General features: G+C 35.5%; 18 protein-coding genes. 15 read left to right on the top strand and 3 right to left on the bottom strand.

What is annotated here, in order from left to right; all coding sequences use genetic code 11:
- The first annotated feature begins 73 nt into the window (after positions 1–73).
- Positions 74–496: a hypothetical protein gene (locus tag CES88_RS14005; RefSeq protein ID WP_290735618.1), complete on the top strand. Its 423-nt coding sequence runs from the start codon at positions 74–76 to the stop codon at positions 494–496.
- On the opposite strand, the gene CES88_RS14000 is transcribed toward CES88_RS14005, so the two are convergent.
- Positions 471–1,460 carry a tRNA-dihydrouridine synthase family protein gene (locus CES88_RS14000; RefSeq protein ID WP_290735615.1) on the bottom strand — a complete coding sequence of 330 codons (990 nt, stop codon included), beginning with the start codon at positions 1,458–1,460 and terminating at the stop codon, positions 471–473. The genes CES88_RS14005 and CES88_RS14000 overlap by 26 nt on opposite strands.
- A 94-nt stretch (positions 1,461–1,554) precedes the next feature.
- Here CES88_RS14000 and CES88_RS13995 point away from each other — a divergent pair, with 94 nt between their 5' ends.
- From CES88_RS13995 to CES88_RS13970, 6 genes are all read left to right on the top strand, one after another.
- Positions 1,555–2,004, top strand: coding sequence for an NUDIX domain-containing protein (locus CES88_RS13995; protein ID WP_290735613.1), 450 nt, complete (start codon positions 1,555–1,557; stop codon positions 2,002–2,004).
- On the top strand, positions 1,989–2,759 hold the full coding sequence (locus CES88_RS13990) for a hypothetical protein (protein ID WP_290735610.1): 771 nt from the start codon (positions 1,989–1,991) through the stop codon (positions 2,757–2,759). Before CES88_RS13995 ends, CES88_RS13990 begins: the two co-directional genes overlap by 16 nt.
- The gene (locus tag CES88_RS13985; protein WP_290735607.1) at positions 2,756–3,211 is read left to right on the top strand and encodes a hypothetical protein; all 456 of its coding nucleotides are present in this window, start codon (positions 2,756–2,758) and stop codon (positions 3,209–3,211) included. The genes CES88_RS13990 and CES88_RS13985 overlap by 4 nt, the downstream gene beginning before the upstream one ends.
- Positions 3,212–3,452: 241 nt before the next feature.
- Positions 3,453–4,823, top strand: coding sequence for a hemolysin family protein (locus CES88_RS13980; RefSeq protein ID WP_290735604.1), 1,371 nt, complete (start codon positions 3,453–3,455; stop codon positions 4,821–4,823).
- Between the two features lie 72 nt (positions 4,824–4,895).
- Entirely contained in the window at positions 4,896–5,873 is a 978-nt protein-coding gene (locus CES88_RS13975) for an NAD(P)/FAD-dependent oxidoreductase (protein ID WP_290735601.1), read from the top strand.
- Complete coding sequence (locus tag CES88_RS13970; RefSeq protein WP_290735596.1) at positions 5,870–6,280, top strand: hypothetical protein; 411 nt, start codon at positions 5,870–5,872, stop codon at positions 6,278–6,280. Before CES88_RS13975 ends, CES88_RS13970 begins: the two co-directional genes overlap by 4 nt.
- Here CES88_RS13970 and CES88_RS13965 read toward each other — a convergent pair.
- Complete coding sequence (locus CES88_RS13965; protein ID WP_290735593.1) at positions 6,269–6,619, bottom strand: 2Fe-2S iron-sulfur cluster-binding protein; 351 nt, start codon at positions 6,617–6,619, stop codon at positions 6,269–6,271. The genes CES88_RS13970 and CES88_RS13965 overlap by 12 nt on opposite strands.
- Before the next feature lie 109 nt (positions 6,620–6,728).
- On the opposite strand from CES88_RS13965, the gene CES88_RS13960 reads away from it, so the two are divergent.
- Positions 6,729–7,835 (top strand): Glu/Leu/Phe/Val dehydrogenase dimerization domain-containing protein, encoded by a 1,107-nt coding sequence (locus CES88_RS13960; RefSeq protein ID WP_365993276.1) that lies wholly within the window; start codon positions 6,729–6,731, stop codon positions 7,833–7,835.
- Positions 7,836–7,866: 31 nt separating this feature from the next.
- Here CES88_RS13960 and CES88_RS13955 read toward each other — a convergent pair whose 3' ends face one another.
- Positions 7,867–8,886 carry a cupin-like domain-containing protein gene (locus CES88_RS13955; RefSeq protein WP_290735589.1) on the bottom strand — a complete coding sequence of 340 codons (1,020 nt, stop codon included), beginning with the start codon at positions 8,884–8,886 and terminating at the stop codon, positions 7,867–7,869.
- Between the two features lie 128 nt (positions 8,887–9,014).
- On the opposite strand from CES88_RS13955, the gene CES88_RS13950 reads away from it, so the two are divergent.
- The 7 genes from CES88_RS13950 (at position 9,015) to CES88_RS13920 (ending at position 18,588) form a co-directional block, all read left to right on the top strand.
- Positions 9,015–10,724, top strand: a complete 1,710-nt coding sequence (locus CES88_RS13950) for a hypothetical protein (protein ID WP_290735586.1) — start codon at positions 9,015–9,017, stop codon at positions 10,722–10,724.
- An 11-nt stretch (positions 10,725–10,735) separates the two neighbouring features.
- Positions 10,736–12,283, top strand: a complete 1,548-nt coding sequence (locus CES88_RS13945; protein ID WP_290735583.1) for a radical SAM protein — start codon at positions 10,736–10,738, stop codon at positions 12,281–12,283.
- A 73-nt stretch (positions 12,284–12,356) separates the two neighbouring features.
- Positions 12,357–13,043, top strand: coding sequence for a glycosyltransferase family 2 protein (locus tag CES88_RS13940; RefSeq protein ID WP_290735580.1), 687 nt, complete (start codon positions 12,357–12,359; stop codon positions 13,041–13,043).
- Entirely contained in the window at positions 13,040–14,092 is a 1,053-nt protein-coding gene (locus tag CES88_RS13935; protein WP_290735578.1) for a radical SAM protein, read from the top strand. Before CES88_RS13940 ends, CES88_RS13935 begins: the two co-directional genes overlap by 4 nt.
- Before the next feature lie 89 nt (positions 14,093–14,181).
- The gene (locus CES88_RS13930; RefSeq protein WP_290735575.1) at positions 14,182–15,303 is read left to right on the top strand and encodes a hypothetical protein; all 1,122 of its coding nucleotides are present in this window, start codon (positions 14,182–14,184) and stop codon (positions 15,301–15,303) included.
- 122 nt (positions 15,304–15,425) lie between these two features.
- Complete coding sequence (locus CES88_RS13925; RefSeq protein WP_290735572.1) at positions 15,426–17,615, top strand: thiamine pyrophosphate-dependent enzyme; 2,190 nt, start codon at positions 15,426–15,428, stop codon at positions 17,613–17,615.
- A gap of 184 nt (positions 17,616–17,799) precedes the next feature.
- Positions 17,800–18,588: a hypothetical protein gene (locus CES88_RS13920; protein WP_290735569.1), complete on the top strand. Its 789-nt coding sequence runs from the start codon at positions 17,800–17,802 to the stop codon at positions 18,586–18,588.

Below are 18,588 nucleotides of genomic sequence, written 5' to 3'. Positions count from 1 at the left end.
TGAATAAGTTCATTATAATTTAGGTCGTAAAAAAAGGAGAGATAGCAATAATTTCTCTGCTATAATGATTTCAATGACTTTAAATGAGAATAATAAATATTTAGTAACTTACTTAGTAGCTCTTTTTACTCTAAGCCTATGCTTATGGTTTACCAGTATTAATTTTCAAACGTTCAATTATATTGTTCTAGGGTTTTGTTGGAGCTTTACGATACATGCTCCAAGTCTTAGAGAAAGACTTGAACTTAAGAAATATAAGTTTTCGCTACTTCGTTTTATTTTTGGCGTGGATAACTTTCTAAGTTCAATAAGTCAGAAGTTCTATTTAAAAATTCTTCTTCGGTCAGTTCCTCCGATGATTTTTTCAGGCCTTTGCTTCTTAATTAGTTTAGAGGGCGTTTTTATTGCATCACTTTTAGGATCAATTTATTTTGAATTAATCTTTCACCGTGAACGAATAATTAGACTGATTAAATATCGTAGAGAAGGTCTTTAAAGTGATCGAGAGAGTTTGCTCTTAAGAAACTTGATCTAAGCTGTTCAGCATTTTCAAAGTCGTCAAAAATATATCTAGAAAAAGATTTGAACCTATTCAAGATTCGAACGTTAATATTTTCTTCTTTCTTATATTCTCTCTCTAATTCATCAAAATAATTTTGAACGTAGGTTCTTCTTTCTTGAAGGAGAGTGAAGTCGTCTAGATCGTCAAGTCTATCTTGGTATTGGTAATAGAGTGAGGCCAACCATGGTGTTTTCAAGGCTCCTCGACCAAGCATAATGGAGTCGCACTCACAGTAATCAAACATTCTATCAATATCGTGAACAGTCCACACATCCCCGTTTCCAATGACAGGAATAGAAACAGTTTTAACGGCTTCTTTTATAAAGTCCCAATTGGCAAAACCTCGATAGAGCTGATCTCTTGTTCTTCCGTGAATTGTGATTGCCTCAACCCCTTCGTCTTCAAAGAGTTTTAACGAATCAATAAATCGATCAGTATCTTTGTAGCCAATTCTTATCTTTACTGTGAATGTTCTGTCGAAATTCTTTCTTATAATTTGAATGATTTCTCTGAGCTCATTCATCTCACTTAGAAGGTATGCTCCGCCTTTGTGGGCATTTACTTTCTTCGATGGACATCCAAGGTTTAAGTCGAGATGTTCAATTTCTTTAATCTCGTTAATCTGTTTAACCATCTCTTCTGTTTGAGCTCGGTAGCTGGTAAGAATTTGAAATCCAGTTTTCTTTCTAAGCTCTGGGGTACGTAGTACCTTTTGTCCATAGTGGTTGATGAGCTTCTGTGAAGAGAATGCTCCTACTGTTGGGACGCGGAGAAAGTCGGTACAAAGGTAATCCCACTCAGGAAAGGCCCTTTCAATAGCAATACGGTAAGGTTCATCAGTGACTCCCTCCATCGGCGCAAATAAAAGTGATCTTTCTTTAAATGGTAACTTTCGCATAAAAGGCTTTATAGACCACGGGTGTCAAAATCTCAAGACTTGTAGACACTTTTTATTTTTGCTAGAAAGTATTATAGGAAATTTAAGGTTGGTCATGGTCACTCCCGTAGCAATAGTTATTCTCATAAGAAATATCAATGAAAATTCTTGTAGTTTTTGGATGCAGGAGAGGCATGAAGATGGGCCACTTAATGGGCTACTTGAATTTCCTGGTGGAAAGATTGAAGACGGAGAAATTCCTAAGCAAGCGGCTATTCGTGAGTTCCTGGAAGAATCCAGCACTGAACTTACAAATGTAATTCTCTTTAAAATTAAGAGTTTTGATTATAGAGATCGAAGTGTTTGTCTTTTTACTCACTTTGCAAGTGGAGAAGGACTAAGCCCTTCAAATGGCGAATGGTTTGAATTCTCTTTTAGTGAAAAGTCTTCGCCTTATAAAGGAAGACTTCCTGAAGTGAATTATGAAATAATAGACGACCTATTAAATTATATAAGAAAGCACAAAGATGCAGATATGTTGGAGAATATATGGGAGCAGAAATAGTAAATGTAGCAGAGTTTTTCTTTATGACTCTGGCACTAGGCGTGGGAATGTTCACATGGATTGCTAGCTCTAAAATGACTGGGGCTGGCTTTCAAAAACTTATAAGTAGCGTTTGCCTTGGATCTGCGGTAACAGCTCTTCTGATCCATCTCTCCTACGGAACATTCACCGATCCTCTAACTCGAGTTTACTATATCTCCATAGTGGCCCTCTTTTTAATTAGACAGCTTCATAAAGACGAGAAGAGTATTTTCATGTGGATTTTATTTGCTGTTCACAATCTCGCTTTACTTTATTTACTCATGGATTTTCAAAATGGTTGGAGCTCACAGTTTCGATTTGGGGTAAGCTCGGCAATTCTTCTTGGAATTATTACTTACGCTATGATTCTAGGGCACTACTACCTCGTTGTGCCGCGACTTAGTGAGAAGCCTTTGAAAGTTAGTATTCTGATTCTATGGGCAATTCTAGCAATTAAAGTTATTTGGTCTGGTTATGAAACGTATTTAAACTGGGGATTCTTTAAAGAGTTTACTCAGCTTGGCGGTGGCTACGCATTTAACTGGTTAATGTTGACTATGCGAGTTGGCTGGGGCTATGTTGTCATTTTTGCGATGAGTATTTTCACTTGGAAATTAGTGAAGATTCGCTCAACTCAAAGTGCTACAGGAGTCCTGTATGCCATGACAATTTTTGTCTTTGTAGGTGAGCTTGTTTCAGCGTACTTATTCTTTAAATACGGATTACTAATATGATGGAAGTTACCCTTACTTGTTCTGAATGTGGCTCTGGAATCCATGTTGTTCCAAGTACTGATGCTAGAATTGCGAAGTGTGACGTTTGCGAAAAAGAAGTAGCAACTCACTTTTCTAAGGAGCATGAAGAAGGAATTTTAAAACAATGTCCATGTTGCGAGAGAAAAGATTTCTACTCTCAAAAAGATTTTAATAGAAAGATAGGTGTGGCCCTTTTTGTGATCGCTGCGGTCTTATCAATTTGGACTTATGGGATCTCGTTTATAGTTCTCTATGTGATGGATTTAATTCTCTTTAGGAAGCTGAATCAAATAGCAATTTGCTATAAGTGCAATACAATCTTTAGAAATGTTAGTAATATTAAAGAGATACATGGCTTTAATCACGAAATGAATGATCGTATCGTCTACTCTGACCATGACTTTGATGGAAAGCAGTTAGAACACCACTAATTTGTGGTATAAATATAGTAATTAATACGTTGAAATTGCATAGGAATAGACAAAGAAATCAATGCAATGTATTATAAATCAAGACATTTAATTTATTTAAGTATAAAAGAAATGGCTCATTATAAAACTTAACAAGGACCTAGGAAATAGAACCTCCGTCATTCACCGGCTATAATAGATTAGCCAACCTTACTGAATCAATCCCCACTACTTTATTCAATTCTCTGTCAGGACGTTACTCGTGCAAGTAGAGACTTATGAAATCGTACTTCTTATGACGTGCTTTCTTCTCTCTGGAGTTTTTTCTGGATCAGAAGCCGTGCTCATGTCTATTAACCTAGATAGGGCCAAGCAAATTATTGAAGAGGGAGGAAGCAGAGGGAATGCCTTAAACTTCATGATTGAAAGACCAAATGAATTCTTAACAACTATCCTTGTAGGAAATAACGTTGTTAATATTTTCGCCTCTTCACTTATGACAACAATTACGGCGAGAGTATTCTCATCAGATTCAATCGGAATTGCCGTCGGTATCACGACCTTTATAATTCTGATCTTTGGTGAAATTATTCCAAAGACATTTGCTCGAACTCACGCTGAAAAGCTTGCGGTTCCAACAATTAGATTCCTTCAACTTTGGTATATTTCTTTATTTCCAATAATTAAAAGTATCGTTTGGTTTATTAGCACTTTCCTAGGAGAGAATGCAGAACTAACAGGTAGGCTTATTACTAAGCTTGATATTGAGTACATGGTTCAAAAAGCTGAAAAAGAAAATACAATTGATTCAAAGCAAGTAGATCTTCTTCACTCTGTCCTAGATTTTCCTAAGATCAAAGTAAAAGATATTATGATCCCAAGGCAGAAGATTAAGTATATAAAAGCTCAGGCAACTTACGATGAAGTTTTAGATATTATCAAAGAAGATACTCACTCAAGGTTTCCTGTTTGTGATGGTGAGCTTGAAAATATGGAAGGGTTTCTTCACGTAAAGGAACTTGTTTTCTTAAAGCAAGAACATAGAGATAACTTTGATATCTCAAAACATTTAAAGAGTCCTTTCTTCGTTTATGAGCATATGAAAATTCAGGCGGTCTTTGATCACATGAATAGAAAGAAGGTTCACTTAGCCTTAGTTAAGGATGAGAATGGACTGATCGTAGGAATCATCACACTAGAAGATATTGTAGAAGAGATCTTTGGAGAAATTCAAGATGAGCACGATGAAGAAGAAGAGTCAGTTAATAAAGAATATCAAATAAGTGACCTCGAGACGGGCATCTATATTGATGGCTCTCTCTCTCTTAGAGATTTATATAATGACTTTGAAATAAAGATTCCTTTAAATGATAACTATTCCACAGTTTCTGGTTTCATTCTCGATATGCTTGGAAATAACTTTCCTGAAGAGGGGCAAATTATTGTTTGGGAAGGTCTCTGCTTTGAGCTTAAGAAGGTTCAAGACTATGAGATTAGAGAAATTAGAATCCAAGATGTAGATGGAGAGAAACATTACTTTTCAAAACGTGAAGCCAGCTCTGCTGGAGAAGAGGAAAGTGTTGAAGAGAAAGATGTTGACCGCGTTACTTCTCAAAAAATATCTCCTGTATAACTTATAAAAAGATCTATTTACGTTTATACTAAAGACCTAATTTATTTAGGTCTTTTTTTTTGGAGAAATTTAATGAGTAAAATATATGATGTTGCAATTATTGGCGGAGGATCTGCCGGTGTGATGGCCGCTCTTAGAACAGTCTTAAATAACGATGAGACTATTCTCTTTCCTGGAACGGGAAAAGATAAGAAGAAGTCTCGTGCGATGTGGGTGACGAAAGTTGAGAATATGCCGGGACATCTTGAGTATAAGAAAGGAATTGAAAATCCAAATAGAGAGTCCCTCAATTGGTTATCAACCGAGAGTGACCTAAAAGATAAGTTTACATGGTTAAAAAATAGAGGTGTAACTGAAGTTAAAAAGAATGGAGAAGTGTTTGAGCTTACTGATAATAAGGGTGAGGTCTATCAAGCCAACTATGTCATTCTTTGCACAGGTGTAATGGACGTTCAACCAAAGATTGACGGAGATATTGAACCAGTATTCCCTTATGCCAATAATCAAACTATCGATTACTGCCTTCGTTGTGATGGACACCATGTTTATGGAAAAAAGACTGGAATAATCGGTCACACTAATGGAGCTGGTTGGGTCGCGGCCATGCTCTATGAAAGGTATAAAACTCCTCAAATGATGATCTTCACTCACGGTGAAGCTCCTGAGCTTGACGACGAAGTAAAGGATCTTATCGAGAGATATGGAATTGAAGTTTATGAGGGTGAAATATTCTCAATCAAAGGTGATACAAAGACTGGAAAGCTGGAAGGGTTTGAAGTTGAAGGTTCTGGAATTGTAGAAGTTGAAATGAGTTTTGTTTCCCTTGGAATGATTGTCTACAATGAACTTGCAAAAAAACTGGGCGCAGAAGTAGATGAGAGAGGGTTTGTCATCACTAATGGAAAAGGTGAAACGAATATTGAAGGTCTCTATGTGGCAGGAGATCTGCGCGCTGGTGTAAAAAAGCAAATCTATACTGCTTGGGACACAGCCGTTGATAGTGCTGATGATATTAATGCGAGAATAAGAAGAAGAGTCCGTAACTCATGAAAATACTCTTTGTCTTTTTAATTTCTCTATCAAGTCTTGCAGGATTCTCTGGAAAGTGGAGTGGTGGAGGTTTCTATAGTTACAATGTGAGAGAAGGGAATTGTTCTGAAGTGTTTATGCAGTTTAAAGTTACGAGTGAGAGGCTTTATATTTTAGACGGAGGATATATCTGCGGAGAAATCCAAGCAAGTTATCCTCCCTCAAGTTTTAAAATTGAAAATGGAAATCTCTTTTATCAAAATGAAAAGGTCGGAACTATTACTGAATCAGAAATTGATATTCGCTACGAAGACGGAATTTATCATTTAAACTTGAAAAGTATCAAAGGACAAATTCACTATCAAGAAATATGGGATGATGGAGAGGACTTCCTCTCAATCACTTCTAAATTAAACTCACTTCTTTAAAATATGAATTTTCACATCTCCTGTCACTTTAGCTCTACAAGAGAGTCTAATCTCTTTTCCTTCTAGCCAAGTTTCACCGTACGCTTCTTTATAAGAGCCTTTGATGTGCTCTACAGTATCATTCTCAATAACGCTTAGTTTGGATAGGTTATCACTTCCTTCTAAAACATTGATTCTACAGGTTCCACAAGATCCTGCTAGGCATCCGCTCGGGAGAACATGGCCTGCTAACTCGAGACCAACCCATAGGTTTTCACCAGCTTCAATTTCAAAAGAAAGAGTCTCCTCATCTATGAGTTCTCCATTTTCGGTGACTTGCACAAGTGACACGGTGGGCATACGAATTCCATCCTTTAATGACTATAGTTTGCTGAATTTACTCAGGTACTTACCTTATCGGTATGATACGAGAATTATTAAGGATCACGTAGCAAGGAGCTAAAAAATGATGAGCTTTGAAAGATTATATAAAGATGGACACGAAGAAGTGATTTTCTTCAGTGATCCTAGTTGTAATCTAAAAGCAATTGTTGCTATTCACAACACAACACTAGGACCAGCTCTTGGTGGAACTAGAATGTGGCCGTACGCTTCGGAAGAAGAAGCAATTAACGATGTTCTTAGGCTTTCAAAAGGTATGACTTATAAAGCTGCTGTTTCAGGATTAAATCTTGGTGGTGGTAAGGCCGTTATTATCGGTGATCCTGATAAGGATAAGTCGGAAGCTCTTTTTAGATCTTACGGAAGATTTCTTGAGTCTTTAAATGGAAGATATATAACAGCAGAAGATGTAAATATTGGTGTTCAAGATATCGAACACGTCTTTACTGAAACTGGTAATGTTTGTGGTGTTGCTAAAATTCATGGTGGTTCAGGTAACCCTTCTCCATATACAGCGAAAGGTGTATTTAGAGGAATTGAAGCTGCATGTATGAAAGTATATGGAGATCGTTCTCCAAAAGGTAAAACAGTTGCTCTTCAAGGGGCAGGTTCTGTTGGTAGATACCTTGCTAAGTTCTTAGATGAAGCAGGAGCAAAAGTTGTTGTTTGCGACATTAACGAAAGAAATATTCAATTACTAAAGGAAGCTGTTCCTGCAGTAGAAGTTGTTGGTGTTAATGATATTTACGATGTTGATTGTGATATCTACGCTCCATGTGCTCTTGGTGCAACAGTGAATGATGACACTATTGATAGATTAAAATGTAAAATCGTTGCAGGTGCTGCAAATAACCAACTTGCAGAAGATCGTCATGGTGAAATTCTTAGACAGAAAGGAATTCTCTACGCTCCAGATTACCTAATCAATGCTGGTGGACTAATGAACGTTTCAATTGAATTTGAAGGTTGGTCTGATTCTAAGTCTTCAAGAATGGTTGATACAATTTATGATACAACTCTTAAGATTTTTGCAATTTCAGATGAGCAGAATATCCCAGTGAATAAAGCTGCCGACGTTCTTGCTGAAAGTAGAATTGAATCGATCAGAAATATCAGTGGAAAGTACCTAGGTAACTTGGGTCACAGATTCCCTGGTAGAAAAACTAGAAATTAATTTAAAAAAAGGGCTTCTTTCGAAGCCTTTTTTATTTCACATAAAGTTTTGGGGTTAAGGCATTGTCATGATCAGATTTCTTTTTAAAACTATTCTTAATCACCGTTAGAAAAGATGGATTAGTAAAAAAGAATCTAATAGTCGTAAGAACAGGAAAGCGAAGAATCCCTCTAATATTTGCAAAGCGGTAACTAACTCCAATTGTATCGGTTTGGTTTTCAACTCGATGCCACATCCAGGCTGGAATAAAGAGAATATCACCAGGCTCAAGCGTGCACTTGTAAGGCTTGATCTCTTTAATTAATTCACTAATCTCATCTTCATCCTTGTCTGAGAAGTAATAGCCAAACCCGTCATGACCTACATTCATTAAGGGAGAAAGGTCGGCAGGATACATTTCCCAGTCTTTAGTTCCAGTCACAGTAACAAAGAAGAAAGCAGTCATTCCACAGTGCCACGTCGTGACTCTTTTGGCTGGGCCAATAAAAGATTGATAACTAAAGCCGATAAAGCATTGTCTCATTTTTTCGAGCCAACTAAGATTGAAATCTTTTTGAAGTTCTGGAAAAAACTCCATTATTTTACAAAAGCGAAGATAGTTGTTTTCTTTATTTTTCCAGCTTTTAACGAGCTCTTTGATAGAAATCATTTCACCGTCTTTAGGAAGAGATGGGTCTTGATATTTTTCATCTAGTCCTTTCTTTGAAACAATTGGAAACTTTTCATCTCCGTAATGTTCCTCTAAGAAATCAAAGCTCCACTTCTTGGTGGCGGGCCATTCTAGAGCTTCTTTATCAAATATTACAGGTACACCGGCCTTAAGGTATTTTAAAAAATCTTTTTCAGATAAATTTTTCTTTCTCTCGACTTCTTTAGGAGAGTTATCAAAGTTTTTTAAACTCGTTTTCTTGTTAATTTCAATTAGCGCCTTCTTTTTGCCATTGATAAGAAATTCACTGTTTTTAAAAATATGAAGCAGGACAAAGTAGAGGTTGAATTTTGTCCTCAGAAGAATAGGAATTTTAATTTTCTTAAATTTGTCGGTAACCATTTTTCAATCTCTGTCAGGAGTTATTAATACTTCTAAATTATACCTTGTTGCTAACTTTTGTCCATATTTGTTACTTAAGCATATTTTCCTATGTAGCTTAATTTATTAAAGAATTATAGTATATGAGTATGAAATTACTAAAGTCAGATATTATGAAAATTGCCATCAGTGGGGGCGGCTTCTTTAAGCTCTATCCATTATTTTTAGCAATTTTCTATGTCATTACGATTACAAGTTTTGGGGATTCCTTTTTTGAGGATGGCCTATATATTGCTAAGGCAAATTCCATAATTAAGGATTCTGACTATAATGTTATTAATCAAGTTGATAAAACATTTAGCTGGCTGGTTACAAAAGAATACTTTCATCCAACACAACACACAGAAGTTCAAACACCAGCTCTTGTAGGGCTTCGGTATTTAGAAACGTTCTTATTTAAAAATAAATTTGAAGAAGAGTTTTTGTTGGCATCAATTACATTAAGTTTATTTTGCCTTTATTATGGATTTTATTTCTGTATACAGATACTGAAAGGATTTCACGAAGAGCATTTTTTAAAACCCTTTTTGATTTTCTTTACTTCAACTGTTTTTATGTTTTTTTCAATCTGCTACTTAAGCGTGAGTGAAATTTTTTCTTTTCCTATGACAGCTTATTTATTGTTTATAGTGTTACTGAAAAAAGAGGTTTCATCTTTTAAAGACTCTCTTTGTTTTAGTATATGTTGTGGGGTTCTACTAATTTCAAAGTCTATCTATTTCTTTCCATTTATAATGGGAGCTTATTATATTTTCATAAGGAATAAGTCTTTTCAGGCAAAAGTAGTCTTTGTTCTAACTACTTTATTGATGGGAGGAACGTATTATATCAATATGTATGATCAATTTGGAGGCATAGAGTTACTGGGGGGATCGGCGAGTACCTTTATTGATTTTTCTTTCCGAAATTTTTTTAGCACTTTCTTCTTTGGAGGTTTTTCAATTGGAGGGTTGTTTACTTCTAACCCAGCTTATCTTCCCTCACTAGTTTTTGTCCTGATATTTATCTTTAGACTATTTCAAAGAAAATATGACAAATTTATTCTTATTACGCTCCTCGGGTGGCTCGGAGCGGGATTTACACAGACAGTATTTATAGTAGGTAATGTTGTAAATGATCAATTCTCTGGTCGTTTAGTATTAACTGTTCTTCCTTTACTGTTAATTGGATTCTTCTATTTTTATAAAGCAATAAAGAATAAGTGGATCAAAGTATTTGTTAGTGTCAGCTTCATTGTCTTACATCTATTCTCTCTCTCAAATTATGTTGCTGTGACTAGAATAAATCATTATCAATATGCAACACAGAAGATTGTCAAAAGCTATGCCGAATTTGAAAAGATTATTGATACAGTTTTATTCAATATGAAAATTGCTAATTACAACTTTAGCTTTATTGTAGTGTGGAGCTTTGTAATATTTCTTTTGTTTAATTTTTTTAAAAAAAGGCTCTTCTTTTTCTTTCAGGTCTATACAGGGATACTTTTGTTGGTCTTTTGTGGTTTGAGCTATAGCAATTCAGGGGAAAACACAAAGAAGTACTTTGAAAGTAATAAAGATCTAAAGGAGAGTGTTGTAATTGGAAATAGTGGCGAAGTCTATTTTTATAATTATATAAATGACTCTCTCGAGTTTAGAATGAGGGCCGCTCAAGATGAGGAATTGAGGCAAGATATCATAAATAGGCGGAAAATTTACTATGATATAATTAAGAAGAATCTATTGAAAAGTAATCCTGAGTTTGATGATGTTTTAGATAATTACATTTTCTATTATGGATACTACAAAGAGGATAAGTAATCTGAATATCTATGAATAAACTAAATGTAACGCTCATTAGAGCACCTTATGTGATCCCAAAAAGTTCAGTGTTCGGTAATCAGGGAACACCATCGCTGGGCCTTGCCTACTTGGCCGGCACTGTTGATAAGCTTGGACATAATGTGACTTGCATAGACTCCTTTGCTAAAGGAATAGATACATTTACGCCTATTAAAGATACTAATCTTTTAATTAATGGTATGCCAAATGAGCAGACCTTAAGTCTTATTTCTTCTGAGACAGATATTCTCGGAATCTCTTGCATGTTTTCTAGTGATTGGATTAATACTATTGAACTTGTAAAAATGATAAGAGAAAAGTTCCCAAACCTCGTCATTGTCCTAGGTGGTGAGCATGTTACAGCGGATCATGAATATATATTAACAACATATAAGAAAGAAGTTTCTCTTTGTATTCTAGGAGAGGGTGAGCAAAAACTAGCAAACCTTTTAAATATTTACAGTGAAAATCCTGACCATTTATATAGTGCTCCCGGGATTACATTCTTTGATCATAAGTCTGAAGCCATAATTACAAATGATGGTGACTATAGGGTGAAAAATTTAGAAAGCATACCTCTTCCAAAATGGGATGGATTAGAGATAGACACTTTTCATGATCGATTACTTGGAATGTCTATGATTGGTAAGAGGACAATGCCAATGCTCCTATCTAGGGGATGCCCCTATCAATGTACTTTTTGTTCAAGTGCAAAAATGTGGACGACCCGTTGGGTGGCGAGAGATTACTATGAAGTAATTGAAGAAATAAAAATGTATAAAGATCTCTATAATATAAATCATATTGATTTCTATGATCTTACTGCAATCATTAATAGGCAATGGTCGATTGATTTCTGTAAAGAAATGATCCGGCAAGAAATCAATCTAACATGGTCCTTACCTTCTGGGACAAGATCGGAAGCTTTAACTTTTGAAGTACTTGACTTACTAAAGAGAAGTGGGTGTACCAAGATTACTTATGCTCCTGAGACTGGTTCTCTTAGAATGAGTAAGCTTGTTAAAAAGAAGGTTAATTTAAAGAAGATGTTAGCCTCAATGAAAAATGCAGTAAAAGTAGGACTTATTGTAAAGGCCAATATTATATTTGGATTTCCTGAAGAAAAGTTTATGGATAGAGTTTATAATTTTATCTTTATCTTTAGAATGGCATTAGTGGGAATTCATGATGTGCCTTGCTTTGGATTTACACCATATCCTGGTAGTGAGCTATTTGATGAGTTACTTGAGAAAGGAATAATCAAGAGAGATGAGAATTACTATGAGTTCATGTCTAATTTGATTTATACAAAACCTTTTAATAATAAGTCTTGGAATAATGAGGTTTCTGATTACATGATTCCTTTTTTAAGCCTTGGAGGAATGGCATTCTTCTACTCTTTGCAATACTTGTTTAGGCCAATAAGATTTTTTAATTTAGTGACGAATGTTGTGAAAGATACACCTCAGACAATGTTAGAGGTCGCGTTTGCAAATATGTATAAGGACTTTGTAAAAGGTCGAAGATTGCAGAAATAATAATATTTTTGTTTTAATTAAGATTGTCATATAGTTTCTATGCTTTCTTTAAAACTTTAATTTAGGACTTAACGTGGTTAATGACCCATTAGTAACAATTATAATTCCTATGTATAACGAAAGTGCTACTATTGGGACATTGTTGGGACATTTAGTTCAACTTCAAGGCAATTATGAAATAATTGTCATTGATGATGCTTCAACTGATGAAAGCCAAAAAATTGTAAAGAAATTTCCTTCTGTAAAGTTAGTCACTCATGGAGAAAACCTTGGAAAGGCTGATGCTATTCAATCTGGATTAAGAATTTCTTCAGGGGAGATCATTCTAATTCAGGATGCAGATTTAGAATACCCAACGACTAATATTCCAAGATTAATTGAACCAATAGTTAAGAATGAGACGAGCGTAGTCTATGGTAGACGTATAAATGTTGAAAGTTTTTTACCCGTTTCTCTAATTGCAAAATTTACAACATCCCAGCTTGTTTGGTTACTCTTTGGAAAATCTGTTCAGGATATAAATACAGGTCATAAAGTATTTAAGAGGTCGTGTTTAGATAGACTAACATTAAGTTCTAAAGGGTTTTCTTTTTGTGTGGAGGTAACAATTAAACTTATTCAAGGGTCGATTTGTATTCTTGAGGTTCCAATTGATTATTATCCAAGAACAAAGAGAGAAGGAAAGAAAATTTCTATCTTTGACGGGTTTAAAATAGTAAAAACAATATTCTCACTAAAACTACAAAAGAATGGAAAATGAAGTTAACAACCATCATTTCTATTGTTCTCATTAATATTAAGCATAGAATCTTCTTTCTATTAGGTAGAGTTGATTTAATTGTTCCATATAAAATTCTTATCCAGACAACTAACGACTGTAATTCTAAATGCGATAGTTGCCATATTTGGAAAATTAATAAGAATAAATCCCTCAAAGAAAAAGAAATTCAAATAAAGCATTATGAAAACCTTTTTAAAAATTATGGAAAAAACTTATACTGGCTCTCTTTGAGTGGAGGTGAGTTAACTCTTGATAATAATGTCGAGGAATTAATTAGACTTGCTGATAAGTATTGCAAAAATTTAAAAATGATTGCCTTTACAACAAATGGCTTACTCCCTAATCGAGTTCTTAAAATTGCCGAGATAATTCGAAGCTATGGAATAGATCACTTTATTACAATAAGTTTAGATGGTGATGAAAAAATTCACGATAAAGTCAGAGGTGTTTCTGGAAATTATAGAAAGGCATTTGATACATTTAATCTTTTAAAGACTAAGAAATTCAATACACACTTTGGAATTACAATCAGTGATGAAAATTATGAATTTATTAGAGATGAATATGAAAGATATAGCGATTCTATTAAAGCCGTCACTTTTGTAAATAGTGGAGGAATCTATAATACAGAAAATGTAATTGATAGTAGGAAGCTTTTGTCTTCTTTGAGAACAATTCTTAAAAGGTATCAAGTTTTCTCTCTTGGAGACTTCTGGGAAAAGCTTTACATTCGACTTGCTTTAAAATTTGTTCAAGAAGGACAAAAGAGAAATTTAATTCCTTGTTCAGCAGGGCTCTCCTCTATTCATATTTCACCATATGGTGAAGTTGGCCCTTGTATGTATTTAGATAGCTACTCTAATATTAAAGAAATTGATTTCTTTAACAAATTACTTGATAAGAATAATATACCAGCCCGAATGGATCCTTATCTTGGAAATTGTCAAAAGTGTTGGATGAATTGTTACGCGCCTCACTCAATGATGTTGTCACCGTTTAAAACTCTATTCGAAGCATTTAGGAAGTAGCTTAAGGTATTGTTTTTAAAGAGAATGTTCGGCTCGGCGAACTATCTTGCCCTGTTCGATCTCACACCTAAAAATGCTAAAATTACCTGATGAATTGTTTAAAGGGCCTTGGGCTTAAAACACTTATTCTTACTTTCGCACTCTCTTCGATACCTTCGCTGAGTTTTGCTATCGATTTTGAAGATGCTGTCTTTCCTGAGCTTGCGACCTCTGCTCGTGCATTGGCCATGGGGAATGCTTACGTTGCTAAAGCAGATGATGCTAGTGCTGTTTATTATAATCCTGCAGGACTTGGTACCGTTAGAAAGACTCACTTTCACTTAAGTAATTTTCACCTAGAACTTAATAAGGGATGGCTGGATAATTCTACAAAGGGAAGTGTTCTAGATGTCTTTCCAGAGGCAATGGATGCCTTTAGTTTAGAGGGGCAGAGAAAGAGTCTCTTAAAGAATAAAGGAACAATTTCTCATCAGCGATTTAATTTCCTACCAAATTTTACAACTAGATATTTTAGTCTTGGTTATCTTGTCTCTAAGAGAACGAGAGCAACTATCGGGCAAGAGGCAGGCGCTACTTTTGAATACGCAGATAGAAGAGATCATGGTCCTTACGCAGCTTTAAATATTTCTCTCTTTGGTGGTGTGGTTAAGTTTGGTGGCTCGGCAACCTATTTAAATAGAAAAGAAGTTGTAGGTGAGAGTGACGCCAATGTTGAGTACAATGAAAATCCAGATGAGATAAAGAAAGGGGCAGCAGTTATTGTTGTGGCCGGTGCAAAGTTAACTCTTCCGATTACTTTCCTTCCAACGTTTGCTTTAAAAATGAACAATGCCTTCGACCAAAAATTTTCAGAGGGTAGTACTAATGGTGCGCCTACCGATGTTTTAAATTCAATGGACGTAGGTTTTTCTTTAACTCCACAAATTGGAAAAATTGTTAGACTTCATCTTGAAGCAAATTACAAGGACATCTCAGCTGAGTATGAGGGGATTTCTACCAATAGGAAACTCACTCTTGGTGCTGAATTTGATATTGGGAGAAAGTTCTTTGTCAGATTTGGTTACGGTGATGGATGGGGTTCTGCAGGACTTGGAATTAAATCTCAGAGACTAGAATTTGATCTCACAACGTACGCAGTTGATACAACTTCTAATGAATTTAGAGGCGAAGAGGATAGAAGATTTGCTCTAAGCTTCAGTTACGGTCTTTAATTATTCTAAAATCAATATCTTAACATTTTCCTATCGTGTCATTTTAGACATTTGGCCCACCTTTAGGTAGTCTGCTAGAGATTTTTTACATTTACGTCGCCTAGCGCCGAAGAGGAGTTTTCATGCTCGATAAAACAAAAGGACTGAATGAAATGAGTTCTAAAAAACTTAAGAAACTTAGTGCAGAAGAAAAGTTAAAACTAGCAAAGAAATATAAACTTAAGAAAGAAGATCTTATAGCGATGCTTAGAAATGTTTACGTTTCTAGAAAGTTAGATGACGCTGAAATTACAATGAAGAAGCAATCAAAAGCATTCTTCCAGATTTCAGGAGCGGGACATGAAGGTGTCTTAACAGCTGCAGCTTTTGCAATGAAACCGAAGTATGACTGGTTCATTCCTTACTATAGAGACAGAGCTCTTTGTACTGGACTTGGAGTAACTCCTTACGAAATGCTTTGTCAGGCCAATGGTAATATTGGGGACACGGCTTCACACGGTCGTCAAATGCCGGCTCACTGGGGAAATGTAAAATTAAATATTGTGAATAAATCTTCATGCACTGGAACTCAATTCCTTCAGGCGTGCGGTGTTGCAGAAGCAGGAGAGTATTTAAACTCTTTAGAAGCTACTGGCGCTGATGTTGGCGGACAAGACTTTCATGATGATGAAGTTGTTTACACATCTTGCGGTGACGGAACAACATCTCAAGGAGAGTTCTGGGAAGGACTAACAACTGCAAGCGTAAATAAGCTTCCTGTTCTCTTTCACGTTGAAGATAATGGTTACGCAATTTCAACTCCAACTTTTATTCAAACACCTGGAGGATCAATCTCTAAAGCAATGGAGCAATTTCCAGGACTAAAAGTTTTAGAGTGTGATGGTAATTGCCCAATAGAGTCTTACGCAACATTTGTTGAGGCCGTTAAACACATCAGATCAAAGAAAGGGCCAGTACTTGTACACTCTCATGTGACAAGACCTTATTCTCACTCTCTCTCTGATGATCAATCAATGTATAGAACTAAAGAAGAGCTAGCAGAAGAAAAAGTTCTCGATGTTTTCAATTCATATCCTAAAACTCTAATCGAGTCTGGAATCATGAGCCAAGATGAAGTGAAAGCTTTATTAGAAGAAGTTTCAAAAGAAGTTAGACAGGCAATGAATGAAGCCATTGCAACAGAGTGGCCTAAGCCAGAAGATGCTCTAAAGCATATTTTCTCTGAAGACGTAGATATCTCTTCAAGCGAATTTGATACTGAGCCAACACTTGAAGGAAAAGATGATGTTCCAATGGCGGGAGCCATTAATAGTGTTTTAAAGAGAGAGTTTTCTAAGAACCCACTTCTAAGAATGTTCGGTGAAGACGTTGCAGACTTTTCTCAATTAGAAAAATTAGATAACCCAGAACTTTCAGGAAAGGGTGGAGTTTTCAAAGTTTCTTCAGGAGTTCAAAGAGCTTCTAAAGAAGGACAAGTTTTCAATTCACCGCTTGCAGAAGCAAATATCATTGGTCGCGCTATTGGTATGGCAATGAGAGGAATTAAGCCAGTAGTGGAGATTCAATTCTTTGATTATATCTGGACGGCCTATATGCAACTCAAAAATGAGATGGCGACAACAAGATATAGATCTGGAGGAGACTTCAAATCACCTATGGTTGTAAGAGTTCCAATTGGTGGATACCTAAGAGGAGGATCAATTTATCACTCGCAATGTGGTGAGTCTCTCTTTACACATATTCCTGGAATCTGTGTGGCCTTCCCTTCAAATGCGGCAGATGCAGCAGGTCTTTTAAGAACGGCAATCAGAGCTGATGATCCAGTGATGTTCTTAGAGCATAAGCACCTTTACTATCAAGGTTACAATAGAACTGCTGATGTAGGCGAAGAGTATATGATTCCATTTGGAAAAGCTCGTGTCGCGAGAGAAGGTGCAGATGCAACGATTGTTGCTTGGGGTGCCTTAGTTCAAAAGTCTATTGAAGCGGCAAAGAAAGTGGAAGCTGAGCTTGGAGTAAAGATTGAAATTTTAGATGCTAGAACACTCGTTCCATTTGATATGGAGGCCGTTAAAAACTCTATCGCTAAAACAAATAGATTACTCATTTGTCACGAAGAAACTAAGACGTCAGGTTTTGCTGGGGAAATTGCAGCAAGAGTTAACGAAGAATGTTTTGAGTCTCTTGATGCTCCAATTCTAAGAGTTGCAGCGAAAGATTCTTACGTTGCCTATTGCCCAACTTCTGAAGATTATATTCTTCCACAAGTTGACGATGTGTATGATGAACTTAAAAAGTTACTAAATTATTAATGCTTTTTTATGGATAGAGGGATTATCAAGAACTCCTCTATCCATAATCTTTTATAATCCTTTCTTGTGTAACCTGTTGAAATTGCGTGCAAACGTTATTCAAGTTAAATAGAATTTTTTCAATCCACTTTAAAATTAAAGAATTTACACATATAGAAGTTAAAGAAATAACTTTGGAGAGGATATGAAGAAAGAGATTTTATCTTTAATTTTATTAATGAATATGTCACCTGCAGCTATCGCAGAAATAAATAGTGGTACGGCTTATTATGACATGAGTATAAGCGAGCAAGAACATGCTGAACTTATAAGAATAAAGGCAGATATTATTGCATTTAAACTATCCCAAAAATATCAAAGAAGTTTCTTTTCTCTTAGGCCTCATATTTTTCATTTATTAGAGTCTGGAAATTTAAGTATTGGAGACTTAGATAATAAGAAAATAGACAAGGTGATAGAGAAAAATAGTGGAAAACTAAATCTAGACCTGTACTTTTCAAGAGATTTTCAAGCAGCGAAAATTGAAATTTTAATATCTGATGAAGTGGAAAAAATTGATCTTGAAATAATGAAGGATGAGGTATTCTCTGAATCAAGAGTGGAAATTTTATCTGGAGATCAAAGAAATATAAATTTGGAAAACCTATCTGAAGCTGGTTTTTCTGAAGCTAGAGTTGAAATATTGTTGGAGTCAAGGAATCACTTGAATTTAGATCTTCTAAGAGCTGAAGCTCTTTCTGAGTCGCGAGTTGAAATATTGATAGATAACGGTAGGTCTATCAATTTAAACCATTTAAGAGACGCGGGTTTATCAGATTCTCGTATTGAAATATTGTCTGGAAATTTTAGACTCTCTGAGGAAAATTTAAATCGATTGAGAGAGGAAGGAATTTCTGAGGCGAGAATTGAAATTCTTATTCAAGGTAGGAATCTTTCAATGAATTATTCGGATATTATTTTCAATCACAAATAG

It is taken from the genome of Halobacteriovorax sp. JY17 (genome assembly GCF_002753895.1).
Lineage (GTDB): Bacteria > Bdellovibrionota > Bacteriovoracia > Bacteriovoracales > Bacteriovoracaceae > Halobacteriovorax.
The sequence above is the reverse complement of the archived record's forward strand: the minus strand, read 5'-3'. Positions and strand labels throughout refer to the sequence as shown.